The organism is Microcoleus sp. T3_A4 (assembly GCF_036700465.1).
Taxonomy (GTDB): domain Bacteria; phylum Cyanobacteriota; class Cyanobacteriia; order Cyanobacteriales; family Microcoleaceae; genus Microcoleus.
Genome location: NZ_JAUBOY010000011.1, coordinates 50,726 through 73,114 on the forward strand (window position 1 = coordinate 50,726; position 22,389 = coordinate 73,114).

Consider the following 22,389-nt stretch of genomic DNA (forward strand, 5'->3'; position numbering starts at 1 on the left):
ATTGCCAATGAATACGGTTCTATTTCCCTGTGTTGGAACGGGTAAATTCCGGTAAAACTTCTTTGTTTTCCACAGAGAACATCGATGATGCACGTAGGGTGTGAAGCAATGTTTGATTTTCGATGCCCGGTTTAGCATCTGATTGCCCTTCGCGAGCTGTCGAATCTTGTTTCAGGGCACCGACATCAACAAAATCGACTGTTGCATCTTCTTGGCTTTTTTGAGGTAAAACTTCTTTGTTTTCCACAGAGAAGATTGATGATGCGCGTAGCGTGTGAAGCACTGTTTCATTTTCGATGCCCGGTTTAGCATCTGATTGACCTTCGCGAGCTGCCCCATCCTGTTTCTGAACACCGACATCGACAAAATCGACCGTTGCATCTACATTATTGGTTTCCATTTTTACTTCCGTAGTTAATTTTTGTTGGGAACAGGTTACAGACTCCCTATAGGGTTCGATCTAATAATCATCCAAATTTATTTCGAGAGCAATACGACGATCCGCGTATATAATTATGAAGACATTGCAACAAATTTTGCCTGTTTTTGGCATAGCTTTTTCTCACAAGACTGTGGCGTGCAAAATCCGGCCGGAAACCCCAGCGCCAAGCCTTGCGTTTATGGCGTGGGGTTTCCGGTGAAGCAGCTAGTTACAAACAGATAATCGTGCCACTCTTAGAAACACACTTCCACTTCGCGAAAGGATTCGTCCGATAACAAGCCTGTGCTTTATAAGTCAGACAGTTACCTTGCAAACACACTTCAATTGATGCCTTCGCTAACAGGATATTGCCTTGAAGCGTCTGGCACTTATTGAGACCTACATTGGCGCAGGCTACCTCAAGTCCTGCCAGTTTCAGGCAGACTTTAAAACCATCGTCAACTTTGGAATAACAAATGGCGATCGGTCCTATGATGCTAAAGCAGCCGGAGAGGGCTTCATGAAGCTCTAAAGTTGCTGCCATCTGCTCATCTGCTCTCGTAACTTCCGTCACACCTTCTGGACTAACCAAAGTGGCTAGTCCTTCCCCATCTAGGAATTCCAAAGGATCGTGATCGAGTTCTATCAATTCATGGTTTGCCATAATCTTGCCGCCTTTATTTAGGTTTGAGTTGTTGTCAATTAAACACCTCAGCCAAACAGCCACTACGGTTAGGCTGTGTGCTTGGTGTATGCTCTAATCCTCCTCAAAATAAACTCGGGCAACAATACGACGATCCGCGTATAGAATTAGGAAGATATTGCAACAAGTTCTGCTTTGAATAACCCCAACTTTTCCAGAGCAACCATCACAGCAGCCGTCCGGGTTTGTACGCTTAGTTTCCCGTAAAGATGCTCCAGATGTTTTCGCACGGTTCCTTCACGGCAACCAAGAATTTTAGCAATTTGGGCATTACTTTTATCTTTGGCAATCCAGAAGAGAACCTCTGCCTCGCGTTGGGTAAGTCCTAACAATGTCAGACCACAAATAGATAATCCTTGCAGTTCTTGTTCCTCTAACAACAAGAGATATTGCTCTCCAATGGGATCGGGAACCAGACGGACGCTCAACTGTTTTCCGGCTTGCTGAATGTACAATGGTAAACAGCTAGATGGAATATCGCCGTTGAATGTGAGTCGCGATATCTGTTGGTTGAACCAATGTTGTAATAGTTCTGGCAATGAGTGCGGGGCGCGGGATAAAAAATACTGGTTCAACAGTTGTTCGGCGCGTTGAGTCATGAATTGCACCTGCCCTGCAATCTCCACAACTATCGCCCCTACCCGATCCAAGATTTGCTTGACTAATACCTTAATGAAATTATCTGACTCTTTGTTAGTGCGATCGCCTAAAACTTCGATAGTATAATGTTGGTAGCAATTTTCGTAACTTTTTGCCTCAGCTTTTGCTGCTAGGAATTTATCAATACCTTCAGATGTTAAAATAACTGCGCGCTGACGCTTTGGTGTCTGGGAATTCATGGGAAGTATCTCCATTGGCATACAGGGTGAGAATGACGAAACCAGATACTCATGCGGTGCGGGTATCTAGCTCATTTCACTCTTGTTGAGGTATATAAGTGTAGAAATGCACTCTGAGATTTTTTTACAGTGCCTGATTTAAGTTGCTTTTCTTAATTAATTACTAACAATAACACTCGCTAGCTGTTAGTTACCAGTCGCATAATCAAGTGACTTGCATAATTTTTAGTTTTGTGTTAATGGCAGTATAGGCTATTGTAGAGATTGGCGATCGGCGAAAAAGAAAGTGACAGTCAATCGATTTGAGATTTGAGATTTAAGATTGAAGAAAATGTTTAGTTGATAAATTACCTGTCAACATCAGGCGATGTTTCGCTTACAATACACTTGTAGCATCTAATAAAAAAGAGCGATCGCACTATGGGAATGACTCTGACCGAAAAAATATTAGCCAAAGCATCAGGCCGCACTAAAGTCGAGCCCGGAGAAAATATCTGGGTAGAAACAGACGTATTGATGACCCACGATGTCTGCGGGCCCGGCACCATCGGCGTTTTCAAACGCGAATTCGGTGAGAATGCTAAAGTCTGGAACCCAGACAAAATCGTCCTCATTCCCGACCACTACATTTTCACTAACGACGAACGCGCTAACCGCAACGTCGATATTCTCCGCGATTTTGCCGCCGAACAAGGGATAAAATACTTTTACGACATCACGGATCGATCGGACTTCAAAGCAAATCCCGACTACAAAGGAGTTTGCCACATCGCCTTAGCACAAGAAGGCCACACGCGACCGGGCGAAGTGCTCTTCGGCACAGATTCCCACACCTGCAATGCCGGCGCTTTCGGACAATTTGCCACCGGTATCGGCAATACAGACGCGGCTTTTATCATGGGAACCGGCAAACTGTTAATCAAAGTTCCGGCAACCATGCGCTTTGTGTTCAACGGTGAACTGCCGGATTATTTGTTAGCAAAAGACCTGATTTTGCAGATTATTGGTGATATTAGCGTGGCCGGTGCTAACTACCGGACAATGGAATTTGCGGGCGATACAGTTGAGCGTTTGACGATGGAAGAACGGATGACGCTGTGCAATATGGTGATTGAAGCTGGTGGTAAAAACGGCACGGTTGCGCCCGACAAAACTACGTTTGATTACGTTACTTCGCGGACTGACAAACCTTTCGATTCATTTTACAGCGATGGGGATGCTAAATTTTATAGCGATCGCACCTACGATGTCAGCAAATTAGAACCAGTCGTCGCCAAACCGCACTCTCCCGACAACCGCGACTTAGCCCGCAACTGCCGCGATGTCAAGATCGATCGAGTTTACATCGGTTCCTGCACCGGCGGCAAAACCTCCGACTTCCTGAATGCCGCCCGCATTCTGAAAGGAAATCAAGTCAAAGTTCCGACTTATTTAGTACCAGCAACTCAGAAAGTTTACGAAGATTTGTTTGTCACAAAATACGATGGTCAAACGCTTTCGGAAATCTTCTTAGCTGCCGGTTGCATCGAACCCGCAGCGCCTTCTTGCGCCGCTTGTTTGGGTGGCCCGAAAGATACTTTCGGGCGGATGAATGAACCTGAAATTTGCGTGTCTACAACTAACCGCAATTTCCCCGGCCGCATGGGGAATAAAGAAGCGCAAGTTTATCTAGCTTCGCCTTATACGGCGGCGGCGTCTGCCCTGACTGGGTATGTCACCGATCCGCGCGAATTCCTGTGTTAGATAGTTGCTTGTACCAGTTGTAGGGTGCGTCAGACTTTCACTCTAGAATTAATCGAGGGTTTCGGATATGACGCACCTTATATTATGTTCGATCGATTAGTCTCGATCGGGGCGGGGCGGGTTTATTGTATTGTCGATTCTAGGCGATTATTGTCGCCCAAGCCGCCCCTACCAGACATGGAATTAGATTGTAACCAATCGATTCATCTTAAATTAAATGAACAAGCTAGGTGAGATTTGAAAATAATCGCCGAGTGCCTTAGCTTGTGCTTTGCTAATGGATCGCTTGCCGTTCACAACTTCAGATACTACGCCGCTAGATCCAATGATACCTACCAAGTCTGCTTGGCGGGTGTCGCTGGATTCCATGATATGTTGCAAAATCTCATGAGGTTCGGATTTGTCTATGGGATAGTTTTCTGTCTCGTAAACTTTTATCAAAGTGACTAACAACTTGTATAAAACTTTCTCCTCTGGAGTGAGGTTTTTAGCAAATGTTAGCCTTTCTGCAACTGCCAGGAGGCGATCGTATTCTTCTTCAGTTTCGATCGCCTTGGGAGCAATTTCTGCGAGCAAGTTGCTGTAAGTCGTTCGGTCAAAAGTAAGGGTCATTTTTCCATTTTTCTTTGTCGTATTCAGAGTGGCTTAGGAAATATTTGTAGAAAACAGTTTGGTTCTCATAGTTAATCCCAACAATCAGGCGATAGTCGTTGCCTTTGATATTAAAGACGGTAAAGTTTCCTACTGCTTCGGCATCCCGATAAATTTTGCGAACATCCTCCAAATTCTGCCATTCCGCTTTGTTGACAGTTTCTTTCCAAATCTCAATTTGGTTTTTGACATCCAGGTATTTAGCAGCATCATTACGGAGGTTGCGGAGCGAAATTAGGTGCATTTGTTTTGACTTTTTTGGTGGTTTTGTATTGCATCTCTTTCCCTTCCCTAACGTGGCTTATTCCATCACTTTATACAGGACTTACTCACAGATTTTATCTATACCAATCCTTGCAGGAGTCGTAAACTTTTTACCCCACCCCAACCCTCCCATTGGTAAGGGGAGGGAGTAAGAAATTCACAAATGATTTAGGATTGCTATATAGAGCGATCGCTGTCCACCAGAACTCTACAGGTGATCTCAAAGTTCGGTTATGCAGGGTAATACCAAATCCGGGTTAGGCATCCCCTTTATTGTCATTGCGAGGGAAGCAAAGCAATCGCCGAGACGCAAGCGATTGCTTCGCTTCCCTCGCAATGACGGAATATTTATAACAGGGGTGGTAAACTCGGATTTGGTATAAGTCCTGTTTGTATACTTATACTCTCATTTTGAGAGTAAAGTGTCAAGGGTCGATCGGGTAAACATTTTTTAAGCCACGTAGGTGAGTTGTGTTTGTGCAGTACGCACTGTGCACCCTACTTGAATTGACAGGAGATTTACTTTGAAAACACTATTTTTGGCTTGGCAAAGCCCGCGCAGCGGTTCTTGGTTTCCGATTGGTCGATTGACATTTAACGGTAAAGAATACCAGTTCAATTATACAAATGGTGTTTTAGAGGCGAAACTTAAGTGCGGGTTTCTGCCTTTGCCATCTTTCCCGGATTTCAATAATGTTTACACTTCACAGAAACTGTTTTCGTTGTTTTCTAATCGAGTGATGGCGCGATCGCGCCCTGACTACCAGGAATTTGTACAGTGGTTGAATATCCCTGAACACGAACATGACCCAATTGCTTTATTGGCGCGCAGCGGAGGCAAACGGGCAACTGATAAATTTGAGGTGTTCCCTTGTCCCGAACCAGATGAAAATGGACGTTACTTTATCCATTTTTTTGCAGATGGACTGCGATACCTTTCAAAGTCGGCAATTGAACGGATTAATCGGCTTCAAGTGGGCGAACTTTTGTATTTAGCCCACGAATTTCAAAATCCGCGCGCTTCCCGTCTGCTTCTGTGTACTAAAGATCACTGGATTGTCGGCTATTGTCAGCGCTATCTGGTGGATGATATTTTTGAAATTATTTCGCAGCATCGAGAATTGGTTCGCGTAGAAGTCGATCATCTCAATCAACCCCCAACGCCACTAAATTTCCGCTTGCTGTGCAAGATGACTGCCGATTGCCAGCAAGGCTTCCGCCCCTTCCAAGGCCCGATGTACCAGCCGGTTAGCAGTGATGTTTTAGCTGCAAGTGCGATCGGATAATCAGCAACAATAAGTAAAATTACGATCGCCGAATTAGGGAAGAAGTCAAGTTAATTGTTGTGAATTGAATACATAAAATTGCACAATTTAGACGAATAATTAGCTATGTCTTGACATTTTTTACATAATAGAGTATGTTTGAGCTAATTTATCGATTCCAAATTTCGCATTCTCAGTTAAACCCATACAATTTCTGAAAATTAGAGCTACACATTGCTAATGATTTGGATTAGTATTGTTGCGCTGAGTGAAACAAATTCGAGTTCTATTTTTTATACTTAGAACTCATATTGATGTGAAATTGAACCATCACAAACTTCAGATAATTATGAGTATGAACAAAAAAATAAAGATTGGGGTTGCTGAAGCTTTTGGTACTTTTGTGTTGGTATTAGGTGGATGCGGCAGTGCGGTTTTAGCTGGAGACAAAATCGGCTTTTTGGGAGTATCGATCGCTTTTGGTCTATCCCTCTTAATCATGGTTTATACCATCGGCCCTATCTCTGGATGCCACATTAATCCGGCGGTAAGCATCGGTTTAGTAGTTGCCAAACTGATCGATGCTGTTTTGCTTCCTTATTATATAGGAGGTCAGATTGTAGGGGGAATTTTAGGCGGTCTTGTTTTGTACATGATAGCATCAGGAAAACCCGGTTTTGATGCGGCTGCTTCGGGATTTGCATCTAACGGTTTTGCAGAACATTCTCCCACTGGTTACGGACTTTTGGCAGCAGCATTGACAGAAATTGTACTAACTGCTTTTCTGTTATTTACAATCATGGGTACTAGCCATCCCAATTATCCCGTCGGTTTGGGCGGAATTCCCATCGGCTTGATGCTGGTCTTGATTCACTTAGTCGGAATTCCCGTAACCAATACTTCAGTTAACCCCGCTAGAAGTATCGGTGTCGCACTTTTTCAAGGCGGATGGGCAATCCAACAGTTGTGGGCGTTTATTGTATTCCCAGTGATAGGTGGAATTATCGGCGTTTTGGCTTATAATTTCATTAAACCCACTATGGAAGAAATTTGAGCAAAAATCAGAAACAAACCGGGTTTATTGAATTTTTTATGGTGGTAGAATTCATCCTGCAACTTAATAAACCCGGTTTGTCGATCGCACAAGTTGATAAAATTGCAAGTATTCGGTAAATATGCGCCATGATTACGATCGTGATGGGAGTCTCAGGTTCTGGGAAAACTACTGTTGGCAAGTTGCTGGCGCAATCTCTCAATTGGGATTTCAGCGATGCCGACGATTTTCACCCATCAGCTAATATCGAGAAAATGAGTCGGGGCATTCCTTTAGAAGATGCGGATCGCCTTCCTTGGCTATTACAATTGCAAGCTACAATAGACAGGTGGCTGTTAGAAAATAAAAATGTGGTTTTGGCTTGTTCTGCTTTAAAAACATCTTACCGCGAAATGCTCTACCGAGACCACAAGCGAATGAAGATAGTTTATCTAAAATGTTCTTTTCAGCTATTAGCCACAAGGTTAAAAACTCGCGAAAATCACTACATGAAAGCAGATTTGCTGTTAAGTCAGTTAGACAGTCTCGAAGAACCTGAAGATGCAATTATCATAGATGCTTCGCAGCCGTTAGAGTTAATCTTGCGCCAAATTAAAAATTATCTGAGGTGCGGTTAATTGCCCACAATAAAACCTCTAATACCAAATCTGACTTAAATACCCCTTGATTTCTTAGTTTTTCTCAGCTAGAAGGAGAGTTTGTATAACAATCCTCGCATCATTTGTGAATTTCTTACTCCCGAGCGGGTTCGGAGAGGGTTGCGCTGGGGTAAAAAATTTACGACTCCTGCAAGGATTGCTATATAGTATGGATTTCAAACAGCCGGATTGAGGTTTTTTAAGGCGGATTTAGTATAAGAGTTATTTTTTCTGATTAACCGAGTTTCTGAACCACATTTAGCCTCCTCTCCGTTTCCAGGCTGATAGGTTTGCGGCCCTAATTTTTGTACAAATACAAGAAAGCTTCTACTTCAGCCCCAGTAGGTTGAGCTCTAATTGCCCCGGGTTTCATCGCTGTCATCGCACCTACCGCACTGGCATAAGTTACAATTGTTTGGGCTATTTTTGGATCGGCTAAATTCTTAATTCCCTGCTTGCACAACTGTCGCACAAAACCAGCCAGAAATGCGTCGCCTGCACCTGTTGTATCCTCAACATCTACTGTAAATGCGGGGATTTTTCCTTCATTTTCCGAGATACAATAAGCGCAACCTTTCTCGCCTGCTGTTACCAAAACGCCTTCTACAGAATCGAGACGGTAGGTAATAGCTCCAGCGTCGGTAGTGTCAAACAACCATTCGGCTTCTTCCTCAGATAACTTGACAAAATCAACTTTTTTTAAGATTTTTCTAATGCGCGCTTTTGCTTCGTCTGGATTTGGCCAAAATACGGGACGCCAATTGATGTCAAGTATAATTTTAACGTCATATTGTTCTGCTAGTTCGATCGCTCGGACGATCGCCTCTCGACTTTCAGGATAAGCTAATTCTAAAGTGCCTAGCACTAAATATTCGGCATTTTCAAACAGCACTTCGGGTAGTTGTGCAGCGAGGAGGCGGGTGTCAGCAAAATCCGCAGTATCAAATTTGCCAAAACCGGCAAAAGATCGATCGCCCGCTTCATTCCGCAAGACATAAACTTGTCGCGTCGGCGCACTTGGATGTCGCTGAACTCCAGCAATATCAACCCCTACTTCTTGCAATACCTGCACTAGGGAATTCCCCAATTCATCCCCACCTACAGCACCGATAAATCCCGCCGCCGTCCCCAATTTAACCAAAGCACAGGCAACATTAGCAGGAGCACCGCCGGGATATGCCGTCCAAGATTCTACCTCTTCGAGAGAGACTCCTGGTTTGTCTGCTAAACAATCAAATAAAACTTCACCCAGACATAGAACGCGAGGATAAGTCATAGGAATTTTAGATTTTAGATTTGAGATTTTAGACCAGCAGTAGACAGGTCAATAATGATTTTTAACCCATCCCAGAAAAATTGCCAGCTATTTTTTTATGGCTGCTCCTATAATATCAGACTTAGTGATATTGGCAGTTACTCTCTCAACGCACAAGTGCAGTGCGGGCGTATCAGTTGTTTTACCTGAAAACATCTGCGGGTTTTGCCCGGATGTCAGATGCGCGCAGGTAAAGGGATCACCCGCCACCCTCCGGTGCCAGCAGTGCAAGTCGGTGCGAGTCATGCTGTGTCAGCGCTGGGTTTGCACTCCTGGCGATTCTGCAAGCGAGTTGGTGCTTCGGGCCCCAAAGTAGCACAGCAAATTTAATTTTCTCTTCATACTTGATCCCTCATCCTTTAGAATTGTAGATAGGTAAATATGCAGACATAGGAAAAATTTATGAGTGGGATTGTCTCTGGAACCCCTGTCACCCTGTCGGACAGAGAATTGCAAGTGGTAGAGTTAGTAGCAGCGGGATTGACTAATGAGAAAATCGCCGAAAAGCTAGAGATTAGCAAGCGTACTGTTGACAACCACATTAGCAATATCTTGAACAAGACGCGCGCTGACAATCGAGTTACCCTTGTACGCTGGGCTTTGCAGTGGGGAAAGGTATGTTTGGACAATATTAACTGCTGCCCTTTACCGCGGCCGATCGATAAAGAAGTATCTTAAGTAGGGATTTTGGTTGGGGACAGGCAAAGAAATGATGCAAACGGCACAAGAAAAACAACTCCGCTATCAAATTCAAAGCCCTGGATTGCCGCTGGCGGTGTATCGCGAAGTGGCGACCCATTTGCGTCAAGTTGAAGGGGTGCAAACCGGTTTAATTCCGCAGCAGTCGCAGCGGTTTGATTACTACGACAGCCAAGTTGGGGGTTTGTGGATACAGTATCCTGAAGGGTTCGATTTGGCAGGTCGCGAGCGGGTCGATCGCATTTTGGCTTATTATGGCGATCGTTACGGAGCGTGGGAATTATTAAGTCATTAGTTATTGGGAATTGGCAATTGTTAGCGGTTGACTATTGACTGTTAACTGTTGACTAATAACTAATGACTAATGACTAATTACTAATGACAACTGACAACTGCCAACTGACAACTGACTAACAAAATGAGTGCAATTAAAACTTTACCGGGAACGCGGGATATTTTGCCCGCTGAAATTCAATATTGGCAAAATATAGAAGAAGTCGCTAGAACAATTTTGAAAAAAGCGGCTTATCGAGAAATTCGGACGCCAATTTTTGAACAGACATCTTTATTTGAACGTGGCATTGGCGAAGCTACCGATGTTGTGGGCAAAGAAATGTACACTTTTAAGGATAAGGGCGATCGCTCGACTACTTTGCGTCCAGAAGGCACCGCCGGAGTAGTCCGAGCTTTTATTCAAAACAGTTTGTACGCGGCGGGTGACGTGCAGCGTCTGTGGTATGCGGGGCCGATGTTTCGCTACGAACGCGCACAAGAGGGAAGACAGCGGCAGTTTAATCAAATTGGCGTGGAAGTCTTGGGTAGTGCGAATCCTCGTGCGGATGTCGAAGTAATTGCGATCGCCTGCGACATCCTGCAAACCCTCGGTTTAAAAAATTTGCGCCTCGATATTAATTCCGTCGGAAATAAGGAAGACCGACAAAATTATCGGCAAGCTTTGATCGATTATTTTACACCGTACAAAGACGAATTAGACGCGGATTCTCAAGACCGCTTGACTCGCAATCCCCTGCGGATTTTAGACAGCAAAAATCAGCGCACTCAAGAAATTGTCAAGGGTGCACCGAGTATTTTAGAATATTTGGGCGATGAATCGCGATCGCACTTCGAGCAAGTGCAACTTATGCTCACAAATTTAGGAATTAGCTATCAGTTAAATCCCCGATTAGTGCGCGGTTTAGATTACTATACCTACACAGCTTTTGAAATTATCTCCGACGATTTGGGAGCGCAAGCCACAGTTTGTGGCGGCGGTAGGTACGACGGTTTAGTTAAGGAACTGGGCGGCCCAGATACGGCGGCAGTCGGTTGGGCAATGGGTATCGAAAGGTTAATTATCCTACTGCAAAAGTTGCAACCTTTGCCCGTACCCAAGCAGGATTTTTATTTGGTATCCAGGGGCGAAAAAGCAGAACAGCAATCGGTATTGTTAGCTCAAAAATTGCGAAGTGCGGGGTTTAGTGTAGAGATAGATTTGAGCGGTAGTGCTTTCGGGAAACAGTTTAAAAGAGCCGATCGCAGTGGTGCTGTTGCGTGTTTAGTTTTGGGAGATGCGGAAGCTGAAAACGAGACGGTACAATTGAAGTGGTTGGCGAGTGGTGAACAAAGTGCGATCGCCCAATCAGAACTACTAGCAATGACCAGCGAACTACAGCAGAAAATTAAAAACCCTTAAAACTCTCGGTTTTAGCCCAGTCTAGATCCCCCTAAATCCCCCTTAAGAAGGGGGACTTTGAATTCCCATCCTCTCGTTACCAGGCTCTGCCCGGTTACGCATATCCAGAGGCTCTGCCTCCCTCGTCATTAAGCCATTAACATGCATCCCAAAAACCAAAAGATGTAATTTAAACATTAAAACATTTAACCTCTGATCAACTATGTCTGTAGCAACTAAAAACCCAGAAACAAAACTCACAATCACCTGGCCGCTACTACCAGAAGATTTTCAACTACCAGACGACCCCGTGGAAGACGAAAGCCAACCATTATTAGCCGCAGCTTTGCGCCAGCCACTAACAGCATTTCCTGAATTAATGCAGGATGCCTTAATTGTTTCCAACTTTGCCTTGTGTGCCGGGATAAGTTTCCCAGGTTCAACCAGCGACGAACAGCGTATTATCTGCAAAGCGCCAGATTGGATGTACGTGAAACCCGTAAATCCAAAAAATGTCTCTCAAGTACGCCGCAGTTACACACCACATACAGAAGGAACCATCCCCCAAATCGTGATGGAGTTTCTTTCAGAAACCTATGGAGAAGAATACTCCGTTGAGTTTACCTCGCGGGTGGGAAAGTGGTATTTTTACGAGCAAGTAATCAAAGTCCCCAGATACGTCATCTTCCGAGCAAAAACAGCTCATTTAGAAGTTTACGATTTAGAATCAGATCACTACAAGTTGCAAAAACCAGATGAAAATGGACGTTATTGGATACCGGGATTAGACTTATTTTTAGGTATTTGGGAAGGAACCCACGAAGGGAGAACAGGCTGTTGGCTGAGGTGGTGGGATACAGAAGGCGAGTTGTTGCTGTGGTCGGAAGAACGAGCCGAACGCGAACGACTCCGCGCTGAAAGATTGGCAGAAAAATTGCGTCAAGCGGGGCTCGAATTAGATGACGAAGAGTGAAATATCAATTGATGAGTCGAATACCATGATGTTTTGGTATAATTAATATCTTGTGGTGCAGGCATCCAGCCCGCCCTTGTCCTAATGCGAACTAATATGTTAATCGAACGTCTCAAGCCGATCGCCTGGAAAACCAAACCGCAACTGATATCATTGTTTTCAGGTTGTGGCGGCATGGACTTGCCCTTCCACAAAGCCGGATTTGAAGTAGTTTGGGCGATCGACTCCAATAAATACGCCTGCCAAACTTTCAGCAGAAACATTGCTGATGTCATCGTCAACGACAGCATAGAAAATATAGACATTGCACAAGTTCCCGATGCAGAAATATGTATAGGAGGGTTTCCTTGTCAAGACTTTTCCATGATTTGGAAGCGCCCCGGACTTGAAGGAACCAGAGGCAATTTATATACATACTTTCTCGATTTTGTCAACAAAAAAAAGCCCAAAGTTTTTGTAGCAGAAAATGTCAAAGGCTTATTAAGTGCCAATAATTATCAAGCAATAAAACAAATAATCTCCGACTTTGAAAGTATCGCTCCGGGCTACTTAGTTAAACCTAAACTCTACAACTTTGCCGATTACGGAGTTCCGCAATTTCGCCAAAGAGTTTTATTAGTTGGAATTCGGATGGATACAGGATTTAATTTTGTGCATCCTCAGCCCAAATACGGTCAAAATCGTGAACATCCCTATCGCACAGCAGGTGAAGCACTCAAAAATGTGGAAAAAGTGAAATATAATCAGGAACATCAGAAAATTCAGCCTCGAACCATTGAAATTTTGAGTCTAATTAACCCCGGAGGGAATTTTACTGATATTCCTAAGGATAGTCCATATTATGTAAAAGGCATGATCAGTCACGTTTATCGGCGAATTCATCCAGATAAACCCTGTGCTACAATTATTGCTGGTGGTGGTGGCGGTACTTGGGGATATCATTATCCCGAACCCCGTTCATTGACAAATCGTGAAAGAGCTAGGTTGCAAACATTTCCCGATGATTTTGTTTTTGAAGGTTCTATTACTGAAGTAAGAAGACAAATTGGCAATGCAGTTCCGCCAGATGGAATAGTTGACGTTGTTGAATCTCTGATTCCGCTATTTAAAGGGAATTATCCGAAAGTGGATTTATACAATTTAAATCAAAAACTGCAAATGATGTCAATTAAGGAACGCTTACAACACGCAGAATTAGAGGCTGCACAACAGCCATTACAATTAACATTAACTTTTTAGTGAAGTGAGGTAACTTAATGTCCCTACCTGCCATAACTCCCGCAACGCCCTATGTGGATATATCTTTATCCAGGGTTGATGCTCAGCAAAAATCCAATCTCAATGCTTTTTTCGGAAAAGGAAGAGAAAGTAAATCGACCGGGAAGGTTATCCCTAGAGATTGGTATGAAGTTGAGATTATAGTAGATACAGAAACGACAAATAATCCTGTTTATCCCCAGGGGGATTTTACCGCCTATACTGATGATGGTTCAAATTTTCCCTGTCGCACTCAAGGCGATTATTACAAAAACTTTAGATCCAAGAAAGACTTAAAAATTCTAGGTCGCTGGATCAAAGGTAAGTTAGAACAAAGTGGTGCATTGCAGAAATTTGAGCCTGTCACGAGCCAGACATTGCAAAATTACGGCAGAGACTATATCCGTCTCTATAAATTGTCCGATTCTGACTACTACTTAGAATTTTAAGAGGGAGCGATAGCTCTCGCTCTAAAAAATCCAAATACATAACGAAGAAAAGTCAATGTTCGAGTTTGACATAGGCTACTACACCGATTTTAAATTGCCGAGCAACTCAGATATTCCCGATCGATTACAGCAAACACTTCGCACGGTTTGGGACAGAAAATATGACGATTTATATGAAAGAGGCGGAAACAGCGATGTAGAAGAAGCTTTTGTAGAAGTAATGACAGCCTTTGGAATGCCTAATGATCCAATATCCCATCAGCGATACGTCTATATGGCTTATGGAATAGCATTAGCAGCTAAACCGATTATTAAACATTACTTTTCTGAAGAACACAAAGCTGATATCGTTGAAGGAATTGTATCTTGTTGGCTGAAGGATAGCTGTGAAATCCCAGAAACTTGGGCTGATACCTTGTTTCCTAACATCAACAAAATCGGAAAATATCAAGCTACTGACGAAGCTTACAATATCTTTTACGCCTTGCTGCAAACACTCAATACGAAAAGAGCTTATAATGCCATCTTAGATATTCTGTATGATGGGATTACTGGTGATGCCATTTCTGGTTTTACTGAAGCCAGACGAGATATGTTTAATTGGTGGCTGATCGAAGTAATTCCTGCTGCTTATTGTTTAAAGCTGCCATCTACTTTATATTCGGGAAAATGGGAATTTCCGCCGTTGAGTAAGCTTGCGTAATCGATATAAGCAAATCGATCGAATAACTAATCCGGCACTCTCAAACCCTTCAAGATTCTCCCCTTTTCGTCCTCCCTCAACCCCTTCGACTGCACCAAAACCCCAAAACCCCCCAAACCCATCGGATCGATCAATTGATGCAAAGCCTCCCGGCGCCGCAAAAACGTTGCCAAATCCAATACTTCCGCATCATTTGTAGACAGAGAAGCAATACGATCGCCCAAACCCAACGCCATCAAAAACAAAGCCTGCTGAGTAAACCCTACCACATCCAAACCGCACAATTCACCCTGCTTTTCCAGCGCCGTAAAATTAACATGAGCCGTCAAATCCTGCCGCCCCACATTAATATAAGGATTGCTGTGATATCGGTGCAGATAATAACACTGTAGCGTCCCCTCCCTGCGCCTCGGATTGTAATAGCGGTGCGCCGGATAACCGTAATCAATAGTTAACAAATATCCCCGCTGCAACTTTTGAGCAACTGTACTCATCCAGTCCAAAGCCGCCAAATTCACCTCACTGCGATAACCATCCCCATAAACACTCGCCGACAAATCGATGCTTACCAAATCCAAATATTCGGCAATTTTTGGCGTGGAAACTTCGCCAATTACTTCAACAAATTTTATATCTTTTTGTTCATTTTTGGGAGTTTCTGCGGCAACGTAAATCTCCCTAACTTGCCCTGATTCCAGAATGAATTGATGCACTGGCAAAGCATCCACTAACTCGTTAGAAAAGAAACAACCGACAATTGAATTATTAACTATCTCATCCCAATTGCACCACTTAACGCACTCGATATCACTTAATCTTTGGCGTTGTTCGGCTTGAAGTATTGGCGAAATTTCAACAATTATGTATGTTAAAGTTTTAAATAAGTCGGGATGTTGCCGTTGCAGATATTGCAGCACATTTTCGGCGAAAGTTCCCCGCCCAGCGCCCATTTCTACGATCGCGAAATTGAAAGGGCGATCGAGCAATTCCCACATTTCCACAAACTGCTCTGCCAAAACCTCCGCAAAATCAGCACCCCAATGAGACGACGTGATAAAATCGCCTTGTTTGCCGATCGACTGTCGATCGCTATTATAATAACCGTGCTGCGGATGATATAATGCCAAATCCATATATTCAGCAAAAGTAATACGCTGCTGGGGACTGGCGGCAATTTTTTCGCCGATTAAATTGCAGAGTTCCAGGTTGCTGTCATTGATATCTGGTTGCTGAACTTTCATAATTTATCGAATCAAAGTTGATGTTATTTCATTTGTGAAGAAGAGATTTTTTTTATTAACCGCAGAGGGCGCAGAGGGCACAGAGGAAGAGAGCAGAGAGAAATAAGGTACATTTTAGCTACGTTAACAGCAAAATTAATCGATATCTATCCGCGTTTATCTGCCGTTCAAAAAAAATCAACCCGGTTCCCTAAAAAAACCGGGTTAATTTCTTAGATAAAAACCGACAAAACCTACCTGTCAACCGAGCCCATAATAATGTCGATACTGCCCAAAATTGCCACCAAATCCGCAATCTTCACGCCGCGAACAATGTGAGGCAAAATCTGCAAATTATTAAAATCTGCAGCCCGAATCTTCCAGCGCCAAGGAAACACACTATCATCCCCGATAATATAAATCCCCAACTCACCCTTGCCGCTTTCAACGCGGACATAATGTTCGCCCTTGGGAATCTTAAAAGTCGGGGCAACTTTTTTGCCAATAAACTGATAGTCAAAACCATTCCATTCCGATTTGGGCCCGCTTTCTAAGCGCTTCGCTTCCAAATTCTCGTAAGGGCCGCCGGGGAGTCCTTTCAAGGCTTGATAGATAATCTTAACAGACTCGCGCATCTCCCGAATCCGTACTAAATACCGGGCTAAACAATCGCCAGCAGCTTCGGTACAAACTTCCCAGTCGAAGTCGTCATAACATTCGTAATGGTCAACTTTCCGCAAATCCCAATTTACGCCGGAACCGCGCAACATGGGGCCGGAAAGTCCCCAGTTAATCGCTTCGTTGCGAGAAATAGTACCCAGCCCTTCAATCCGGCGGCGGAAGATTGGATTGTTGGTAATTAAACGTTCGTACTCGTCAATTTTGGGAACGAAATAATCGCAGAAATCTTGGCACTTATCTACCCAACCGTAGGGCAAATCTGCGGCGACTCCGCCAATGCGGAAATAGTTATTATTCACCATGCGATAACCTGTGGCTGCTTCCCACAAGTCGAGAATTGGTTCGCGATCGCGCATAGTATAGAAAAAAGGAGTTTGCGCGCCCACGTCCGCCAAAAACGGCCCTACCCACATCAAGTGGTTAGCAATCCGGTTCAACTCCAGCATAATTACCCGAATATAACTAGCCCGTCTGGGGACAGCAATATTTGCCAACTTTTCCGGTGCATTCACTGTCACCGCTTCGTTAAACATCCCCGCAGCGTAGTCCCAGCGGCTCACGTAGGGCACGTACATCACGTTGGTGCGGTTTTCGGCAATTTTTTCCATCCCCCGGTGCAGATAGCCCAAAACTGGCTCGCAGTCCACCACATCTTCCCCGTCCAGGGTGACAATTAACCGGAGTACCCCGTGCATGGAAGGGTGGTGCGGCCCCATGTTGAGCACCATCGGTTCGGTTCTAGTCTCAATTCTTGACATAATTAAATGAATTAATGATTACTAGCTATTGTTGATTTTTGTTTGGCTTTTATGATTATGAAGGATATCGAGCTCTCTGAGAAGGAGACCCCTGGATCAGATGTCAGTATTGACGCCTATCACGTTCCAGTTTTGGGTCAAGAATTAATTGCGGGTTTGGCTGTGCGTCCAGGCGGACACTATTTGGACGCGACGCTTGGGGGCGGCGGACACACGAGTTTGATTTTAGCGGCGGCGGCTGATGTTACAGTGGTGGCGATCGACCGCGATGAACAAGCCATCCGTTTTTGCCAAGCCCGATTTGCCAACTCGCCCGTTGAGTTTTGGCACGGCAACTTTGCTGAATATCAGTCCCCAGAGGCTGAATTTGATGGTATCATAGCAGACTTGGGCGTCAGCTCTGCTCAGTTCGATACACCGGAACGAGGATTTAGTTTTCGCCACCCAGCTCAACTAGATATGCGTATGAACCAGCAGCAATCTTTGACGGCAGAAGAGATTATCAACCACTGGGAAGAAGTTAAACTAGCAGATATTATTTACAGGTACGGCGAGGAGCGACTGTCGCGGCGCATCGCAAGGCGGATTGTGCAAGGGCGCCCTTTTCAAACTACAACAGAACTTGCAGGGGCGATCGCCTCCAGCTTCCCCCCCAAGCAGCGCAACGGCAGAATCCATCCGGCCACCCGTACTTTCCAAGCTTTAAGGATAGCTGTCAACTCCGAACTCGCTTCTTTAGAAACTTTCCTCAACCAAGCGCCCAGGTGGTTAAAACCAGGTGGGAGAATCGGAATCATTACATTTCACAGTCTCGAAGACCGACCAGTCAAGCACCAACTCAGAGGAACACCCAATTTGCAGGTACTGACAAAAAAGCCGATCGTCCCACAATCCGAAGAAGTCGCTAGAAATCCCCGCTCTCGTTCTGCTAAGCTCAGACTGGCAGAAAGAATAACTTGATTCGGCAGTAGTAATATGCTTGCTGCAAAAAGTTCAGAGATTAAGGAGACTTGCATGCAGCAATCAAGTACGATTCGGCAAAGATGTAGGCAATAGCGCCAACAACCAACCACTAACCCTCCGGGTACAGTGGGGCTTGAAATACAGCCGATGTTGACCAGACTTAGGTAGCAATACCTGCCTTAGTAGTAAGTGTTAAAATTCACACCGAGGACAGTGCCCAGCTAGTTAAGAACTCTGCAATCAGAGCATTAATTAGCCGTTTTGAATGCTGGTGTGTTTAGAAAAGTACCAACTGCTAACAAGATCATTGCTCGTATCACAGCGTGAAAGCTGACTCGGGAATTTTCCCTATTGAAGCGGCCTACCGAGGCGGGTTACAGTATCGAAAGCCTCTCATCTGTGCGAACAGATGGTGCGAAAGGAATGCTCACCTTGAGGTAAAACGGGTTTCTTTAACTCAACTTGACGTAACTGATATGTTGCATATATCCAGCCCCCCTTTTCCTCCCGCCACCTTGCTGATTACAGCTATGGTGGGGGTTTTCAAGGGGGAAGAAAGATGAGTCGGGGAGATGGAAGCAAGCTGAAACTGATGGTAGTCGATGACGAACCCGACAACTTGGATTTATTGTACCGGACGTTTCGACGCGACTTTCAGGTTTACAAAGCAGATAGCGCCCTCAGCGCCCTGGAAGTTCTAGACGAACAGGGTGAGATGGCGGTGATTATATCTGACCAGCGGATGCCAGAAATGAATGGCACCGAGTTTTTGGGGAAAACAGTCGAGCGATTTCCCGATACGATTCGGATTCTGCTAACGGGATACACCGATGTTGAAGATTTGGTTGAGGCCATCAACTCAGGTCAAGTTTTCAAATACATCACCAAACCGTGGAATCCAGAAGAACTCAAATTGGTGATCAATCAAGCCTCAGATACTTACAAATACTACAAGCAGCGCAGCGTTGCATTGCGCCGCGCTTTACGCAAGGAATCTCTGTTCAATGAGGTAATGAGCGTGATTCGCGGGTCGCTTGATTACTCTAGTATGGTACAAACTATTGTTCAAACCGTAGGTCAAACTTTTGAGGCCAACTATTGTATGCTGCGGCCGGTAGAAGCCGATCGACTATTGCCAAGTACCTTCCCCTACCAATCCCAAACCTCTGAAGCCAGTAGCTTTTCTTTTGATGAAAATTTGCTGGTTCAAGCCGTAGCCAGCCGCCAAACTCAAGTGAACCCAAACAGTGGGGGGGATGGTAACTCGGTTGAGATTGCCGTGCCCCTGACTTACCAGCAAGAATTGCTGGCGGTACTGGCTTTGTGCCAGATTGGCGGCGCTAACCCTTGGTCGGCAGAAGATATAGAGTTAATAGAAGGTGTAGCAGCTCAAGCTGCTCTCGCCCTGTCTCAAGCTAAGCTCTACCAGCGGACTCTGGATTTAGCCAAGCAGATGCAAAACGAGTTGGAAGTGGCTCGCCAAATCCAAACAAACTTGTTGCGCCAAAGTTGGCCGGATTTTGAAACAGTCAGGGTGCAAGCTTGCTGTTATCCCGCGCGGGAAGTTGGCGGCGACTTTTTTGAAGTCTACGTCCACTCTCAGGGGGATATTTGGATAGCGGTGGGAGATGTTTCGGGTAAGGGAGTTCCGGCTGCTCTATTTATGGCCAGCGCGATTTCGGTGATGCGGCGGGAACTTTCCCAAGAAGTTTCTCCAGAGCCCGATCAAGTTATGCAGAACATGAATAGCACTATGTCTGACGACCTGATCGGCAACAACCATTTTATTACAATGGTTGTAGCTCGTTACACTCCGTCAACCGGACACCTCGCCTTTGCTAATGCCGGTCACATTTACCCGATTGTGTGGTCTCACTCGGAGGTGAAAGCTCAAGCCGCTAGCGGTAAAACGCCTGTCGAGCCGAATTTCCTGAAAGCTCGTGGCATTCCCTTGGGGATACTACCAGTTTGGAGAGGCAAAGCGGGTACGATCGAACTAAAGTCAGGAGATGTATTTCTGCTGACGAGTGACGGAATTACTGAAGCTAGCGTGACAAGTCAAGCGGTAGCAGGGGGTGTACCAACCCGTTCTATGCTACAACAAGAAGGGCTTTGGCAACTCTTGATTCAGGAACCTGGTTCTTTCAACTTGGACAATTTGTTGGCTCACATCCGAGCCGATAATCCCGTTCAGGAAGACGACCAAACCATACTCTCTCTGGAGGTTCTTTGAATCTGTCAGCGACTCCCGACGCATAGTCGGGGGTGAGAGCCGAAAAAACTTAAGCCCTGCTTGTTGACGGCCCATAGAGTAGTCCTGCAAAAGACGGCGTTATCGTCAACAGTCAAAAACCACAGTAAAAAACCTAGCCAGCGATGGCGCTGCTAGTTTCCTGAATCGCTTTCCTGGGGGATTAAATACCTGTCAAGGGTTAAGGTAGAAGGCATTCGTCAGAAAAAACCAACGCTTAAAAGCCAAGGATTGAAACACAGATTTTTTATACCTCGCTGCTTGCAGTCTCGGTATAATTATCAATTGTTAATGGGTTTTAAGCCCATAACAAAAATTTTCAACTATACTCTTAACTTCTGCCTTCTACCGACTGACGAATGCCTGATTTTTAAACAGAAAAGGCTAGTATCCCCCGAGTAGCGACAAGTATTGAGGCCGAATCCATTCGGCGCGTCGTGTTTCATACCTGGTGTGAAGACACAGGGGTTTTCAAACTTACGGGATTTTTTTATGAATACTGAGCTTCATGTGCCAAGCGACTTGCGGTTTTTAACAATTGTTGAAAACTGGTTGCTGAGCAGTTTGGAAGTAGAGCTAGGAGAGCACGTCGATTGGCCACGTCAGTCGAATCGTTTGCGCTTGGTGTTAGCAGAAGCCTATTCTAACGTGATCCGCCATGCTCACAAAGATCAACCCAATTTGCCCGTGTTAATTCGCTTGAATTTAAAAAATAGGGATATTGGTTTAGAAATTTGGGATTACGGTAAAGGTTACGAAATGGATACTTACAATCCCCCGAGGCCGGAAGCTAAACAGGAAAGCGGCTACGGCTGGCTGATTATGAGTAGACTTATGGATCGGGTGGACTACACTTTGCAAATAGACGGTCGCAACTGTCTAAAGTTGGAAGCGAGTTTGCCGGAAAAATCTTAATTAGTCGTTAGTCATTAGTCATTAGTCATTAATGATTGGCAATGCACTTTTAGACTCGCTTTGGCTGTCTGTCGCACGCGCTGCGGTGACAGCCAATTTTCCGTGCAGTAGCGTCAGCCCAAGGCGAGACTGTAAGATTGTAGGGGTACAGTCCCGATCGCACAAATACCGCAGAAACGGGATTTTTATACCGTGAGTGGCACTTTACCAAAGATTTGGAAAAAACCCGGTTTCTGCCTGATTCTGGCGATAAAGAGCCGATTAACCTGGCGATCGCACGACTTTAGCTATTACGTGCGATCGACAGGTCAAACCCAAATAGGCAATTTAAATCTGAAACAGATTATCAAACAGCTTATTTCTTATGTGACCGCAGATTTAGCAATTCTTGGGGAGAAGCTAACAGTTTGACCGTAACAGAAAGGATTTTTTGGTCAGAATTGAGCAAGAACAGCCATCCGACATTAACACCAAAGGCGGAAGTTTGCACCCGGCCGCTGACCTGAACTTCCACATTGCCATCTTCTAAAATTTTGCTGACACCTTTCTGGGGTTCTAGCTGCATTCCTCGTGCTTCTTTTTTTAGATAAGTGGCGATCGCAATCCTGCCGATAATTGGATCTTCAAACGGCGCGTGCAGAACCCCATCATCGGCAAACAAATTAGCCGTCGCTTCAAAATCCCCCGCGTTTAAAGTTTCAAAATATTGCAGTATCCCTGGCATTGTGATGCCTGCAATCTTTATAGAGTTAGTTAAAATAGGTCGAGTTGTTGCGGTCATAAAACAAGTGATTTCAAATGAATGATTATACTGTAATCATTCTCTTTGTCGCAGCAAATCCCTCAAAAGATATAAGTAGGGGTAGGAAAATAATTCTCCGACAAAAGGAGGAATCGGGAACCGGAGAGCGTCGATCGCAGATTTCAGAGCGCTCGACCAAAATCAATCCTACTT

24 protein-coding genes are annotated in these 22,389 nt (G+C 44.7%); 15 read left to right on the forward strand and 9 right to left on the reverse strand.

Annotation, left to right across the window (positions count from 1 at the left end):
- Positions 1-19: 19 nt before the first annotated feature.
- The 3 genes from QUA07_RS08490 to QUA07_RS08500 all read right to left on the reverse strand — a co-directional run bounded on the left by QUA07_RS08490 (position 20) and on the right by QUA07_RS08500 (position 1,963).
- Entirely contained in the window at positions 20-400 is a 381-nt protein-coding gene (locus QUA07_RS08490) for a hypothetical protein (RefSeq protein ID WP_333324085.1), read from the reverse strand.
- A 250-nt stretch (positions 401-650) separates the two neighbouring features.
- Positions 651-1,085 (reverse strand): hypothetical protein, encoded by a 435-nt coding sequence (locus tag QUA07_RS08495; RefSeq protein WP_333324087.1) that lies wholly within the window; start codon positions 1,083-1,085, stop codon positions 651-653.
- Positions 1,086-1,231: 146 nt separating this feature from the next.
- On the reverse strand, positions 1,232-1,963 hold the full coding sequence (locus QUA07_RS08500) for a helix-turn-helix transcriptional regulator (RefSeq protein WP_333324089.1): 732 nt from the start codon (positions 1,961-1,963) through the stop codon (positions 1,232-1,234).
- A 420-nt stretch (positions 1,964-2,383) separates the two neighbouring features.
- On the opposite strand from QUA07_RS08500, the gene QUA07_RS08505 reads away from it, so the two are divergent.
- Entirely contained in the window at positions 2,384-3,706 is a 1,323-nt protein-coding gene (locus QUA07_RS08505; RefSeq protein ID WP_333324092.1) for a 3-isopropylmalate dehydratase large subunit, read from the forward strand.
- 213 nt (positions 3,707-3,919) lie between these two features.
- Here the strand turns inward: QUA07_RS08505 and QUA07_RS08510 are convergent, their stop codons facing one another.
- Both QUA07_RS08510 and QUA07_RS08515 read right to left on the reverse strand, forming a co-directional pair.
- Complete coding sequence (locus QUA07_RS08510; RefSeq protein ID WP_333324094.1) at positions 3,920-4,318, reverse strand: transcriptional regulator; 399 nt, start codon at positions 4,316-4,318, stop codon at positions 3,920-3,922.
- Positions 4,302-4,601, reverse strand: coding sequence for a type II toxin-antitoxin system HigB family toxin (locus QUA07_RS08515; RefSeq protein ID WP_333324097.1), 300 nt, complete (start codon positions 4,599-4,601; stop codon positions 4,302-4,304). The genes QUA07_RS08510 and QUA07_RS08515 overlap by 17 nt, the downstream gene beginning before the upstream one ends.
- A gap of 544 nt (positions 4,602-5,145) precedes the next feature.
- Between QUA07_RS08515 and QUA07_RS08520 the strand changes: the two genes are divergently transcribed.
- The 4 genes from QUA07_RS08520 to QUA07_RS08535 all read left to right on the forward strand — a co-directional run bounded on the left by QUA07_RS08520 (position 5,146) and on the right by QUA07_RS08535 (position 7,557).
- Entirely contained in the window at positions 5,146-5,907 is a 762-nt protein-coding gene (locus tag QUA07_RS08520; RefSeq protein ID WP_333324099.1) for a DNA-binding protein, read from the forward strand.
- A gap of 334 nt (positions 5,908-6,241) precedes the next feature.
- On the forward strand, positions 6,242-6,940 hold the full coding sequence (gene aqpZ, locus QUA07_RS08525; protein ID WP_333324101.1) for an aquaporin Z: 699 nt from the start codon (positions 6,242-6,244) through the stop codon (positions 6,938-6,940).
- Entirely contained in the window at positions 6,937-7,059 is a 123-nt protein-coding gene (locus QUA07_RS08530) for a hypothetical protein (protein ID WP_333324103.1), read from the forward strand. Before aqpZ ends, QUA07_RS08530 begins: the two co-directional genes overlap by 4 nt.
- A gap of 9 nt (positions 7,060-7,068) precedes the next feature.
- Positions 7,069-7,557, forward strand: a complete 489-nt coding sequence (locus QUA07_RS08535; RefSeq protein ID WP_333324105.1) for a gluconokinase — start codon at positions 7,069-7,071, stop codon at positions 7,555-7,557.
- Positions 7,558-7,876: 319 nt separating this feature from the next.
- Here the strand turns inward: QUA07_RS08535 and QUA07_RS08540 are convergent, their stop codons facing one another.
- Positions 7,877-8,854: a carbohydrate kinase gene (locus tag QUA07_RS08540; protein ID WP_333324107.1), complete on the reverse strand. Its 978-nt coding sequence runs from the start codon at positions 8,852-8,854 to the stop codon at positions 7,877-7,879.
- Between the two features lie 441 nt (positions 8,855-9,295).
- On the opposite strand from QUA07_RS08540, the gene QUA07_RS08545 reads away from it, so the two are divergent.
- The 7 genes from QUA07_RS08545 to QUA07_RS08575 all read left to right on the forward strand — a co-directional run bounded on the left by QUA07_RS08545 (position 9,296) and on the right by QUA07_RS08575 (position 14,646).
- On the forward strand, positions 9,296-9,571 hold the full coding sequence (locus QUA07_RS08545; protein WP_006633901.1) for a photosynthetic electron transport-dependent transcriptional regulator PedR: 276 nt from the start codon (positions 9,296-9,298) through the stop codon (positions 9,569-9,571).
- Between the two features lie 34 nt (positions 9,572-9,605).
- The gene (locus tag QUA07_RS08550; protein ID WP_333083165.1) at positions 9,606-9,887 is read left to right on the forward strand and encodes a hypothetical protein; all 282 of its coding nucleotides are present in this window, start codon (positions 9,606-9,608) and stop codon (positions 9,885-9,887) included.
- Between the two features lie 123 nt (positions 9,888-10,010).
- Positions 10,011-11,285 carry a histidine--tRNA ligase gene (gene hisS / locus QUA07_RS08555; RefSeq protein WP_333324110.1) on the forward strand — a complete coding sequence of 425 codons (1,275 nt, stop codon included), beginning with the start codon at positions 10,011-10,013 and terminating at the stop codon, positions 11,283-11,285.
- 202 nt (positions 11,286-11,487) lie between these two features.
- On the forward strand, positions 11,488-12,237 hold the full coding sequence (locus QUA07_RS08560; protein WP_333324112.1) for a Uma2 family endonuclease: 750 nt from the start codon (positions 11,488-11,490) through the stop codon (positions 12,235-12,237).
- Positions 12,238-12,333: 96 nt separating this feature from the next.
- Positions 12,334-13,476 (forward strand): DNA cytosine methyltransferase, encoded by a 1,143-nt coding sequence (locus QUA07_RS08565; RefSeq protein ID WP_333314994.1) that lies wholly within the window; start codon positions 12,334-12,336, stop codon positions 13,474-13,476.
- Between the two features lie 17 nt (positions 13,477-13,493).
- The gene (locus QUA07_RS08570) at positions 13,494-13,943 is read left to right on the forward strand and encodes a hypothetical protein (RefSeq protein ID WP_333314992.1); all 450 of its coding nucleotides are present in this window, start codon (positions 13,494-13,496) and stop codon (positions 13,941-13,943) included.
- A gap of 55 nt (positions 13,944-13,998) precedes the next feature.
- Positions 13,999-14,646, forward strand: coding sequence for a hypothetical protein (locus QUA07_RS08575; protein ID WP_333324114.1), 648 nt, complete (start codon positions 13,999-14,001; stop codon positions 14,644-14,646).
- Between the two features lie 26 nt (positions 14,647-14,672).
- Here QUA07_RS08575 and QUA07_RS08580 read toward each other — a convergent pair whose 3' ends face one another.
- The gene (locus tag QUA07_RS08580; RefSeq protein ID WP_333324116.1) at positions 14,673-15,887 is read right to left on the reverse strand and encodes a class I SAM-dependent methyltransferase; all 1,215 of its coding nucleotides are present in this window, start codon (positions 15,885-15,887) and stop codon (positions 14,673-14,675) included.
- 233 nt (positions 15,888-16,120) lie between these two features.
- Positions 16,121-17,305, reverse strand: a complete 1,185-nt coding sequence (locus QUA07_RS08585; RefSeq protein WP_333324118.1) for an NAD(P)H-quinone oxidoreductase subunit H — start codon at positions 17,303-17,305, stop codon at positions 16,121-16,123.
- Between the two features lie 57 nt (positions 17,306-17,362).
- Here QUA07_RS08585 and rsmH point away from each other — a divergent pair, with 57 nt between their 5' ends.
- From rsmH to QUA07_RS08600, 3 genes are all read left to right on the forward strand, one after another.
- Entirely contained in the window at positions 17,363-18,265 is a 903-nt protein-coding gene (gene rsmH, locus QUA07_RS08590; RefSeq protein WP_333324121.1) for a 16S rRNA (cytosine(1402)-N(4))-methyltransferase RsmH, read from the forward strand.
- Between the two features lie 562 nt (positions 18,266-18,827).
- Positions 18,828-20,501, forward strand: coding sequence for a SpoIIE family protein phosphatase (locus tag QUA07_RS08595; protein ID WP_333083089.1), 1,674 nt, complete (start codon positions 18,828-18,830; stop codon positions 20,499-20,501).
- 510 nt (positions 20,502-21,011) lie between these two features.
- On the forward strand, positions 21,012-21,434 hold the full coding sequence (locus tag QUA07_RS08600; RefSeq protein WP_006633914.1) for an ATP-binding protein: 423 nt from the start codon (positions 21,012-21,014) through the stop codon (positions 21,432-21,434).
- A gap of 355 nt (positions 21,435-21,789) precedes the next feature.
- Here the strand turns inward: QUA07_RS08600 and QUA07_RS08605 are convergent, their stop codons facing one another.
- Complete coding sequence (locus QUA07_RS08605) at positions 21,790-22,215, reverse strand: nuclear transport factor 2 family protein (RefSeq protein WP_333324123.1); 426 nt, start codon at positions 22,213-22,215, stop codon at positions 21,790-21,792.
- Positions 22,216-22,389: the final 174 nt, after the last annotated feature.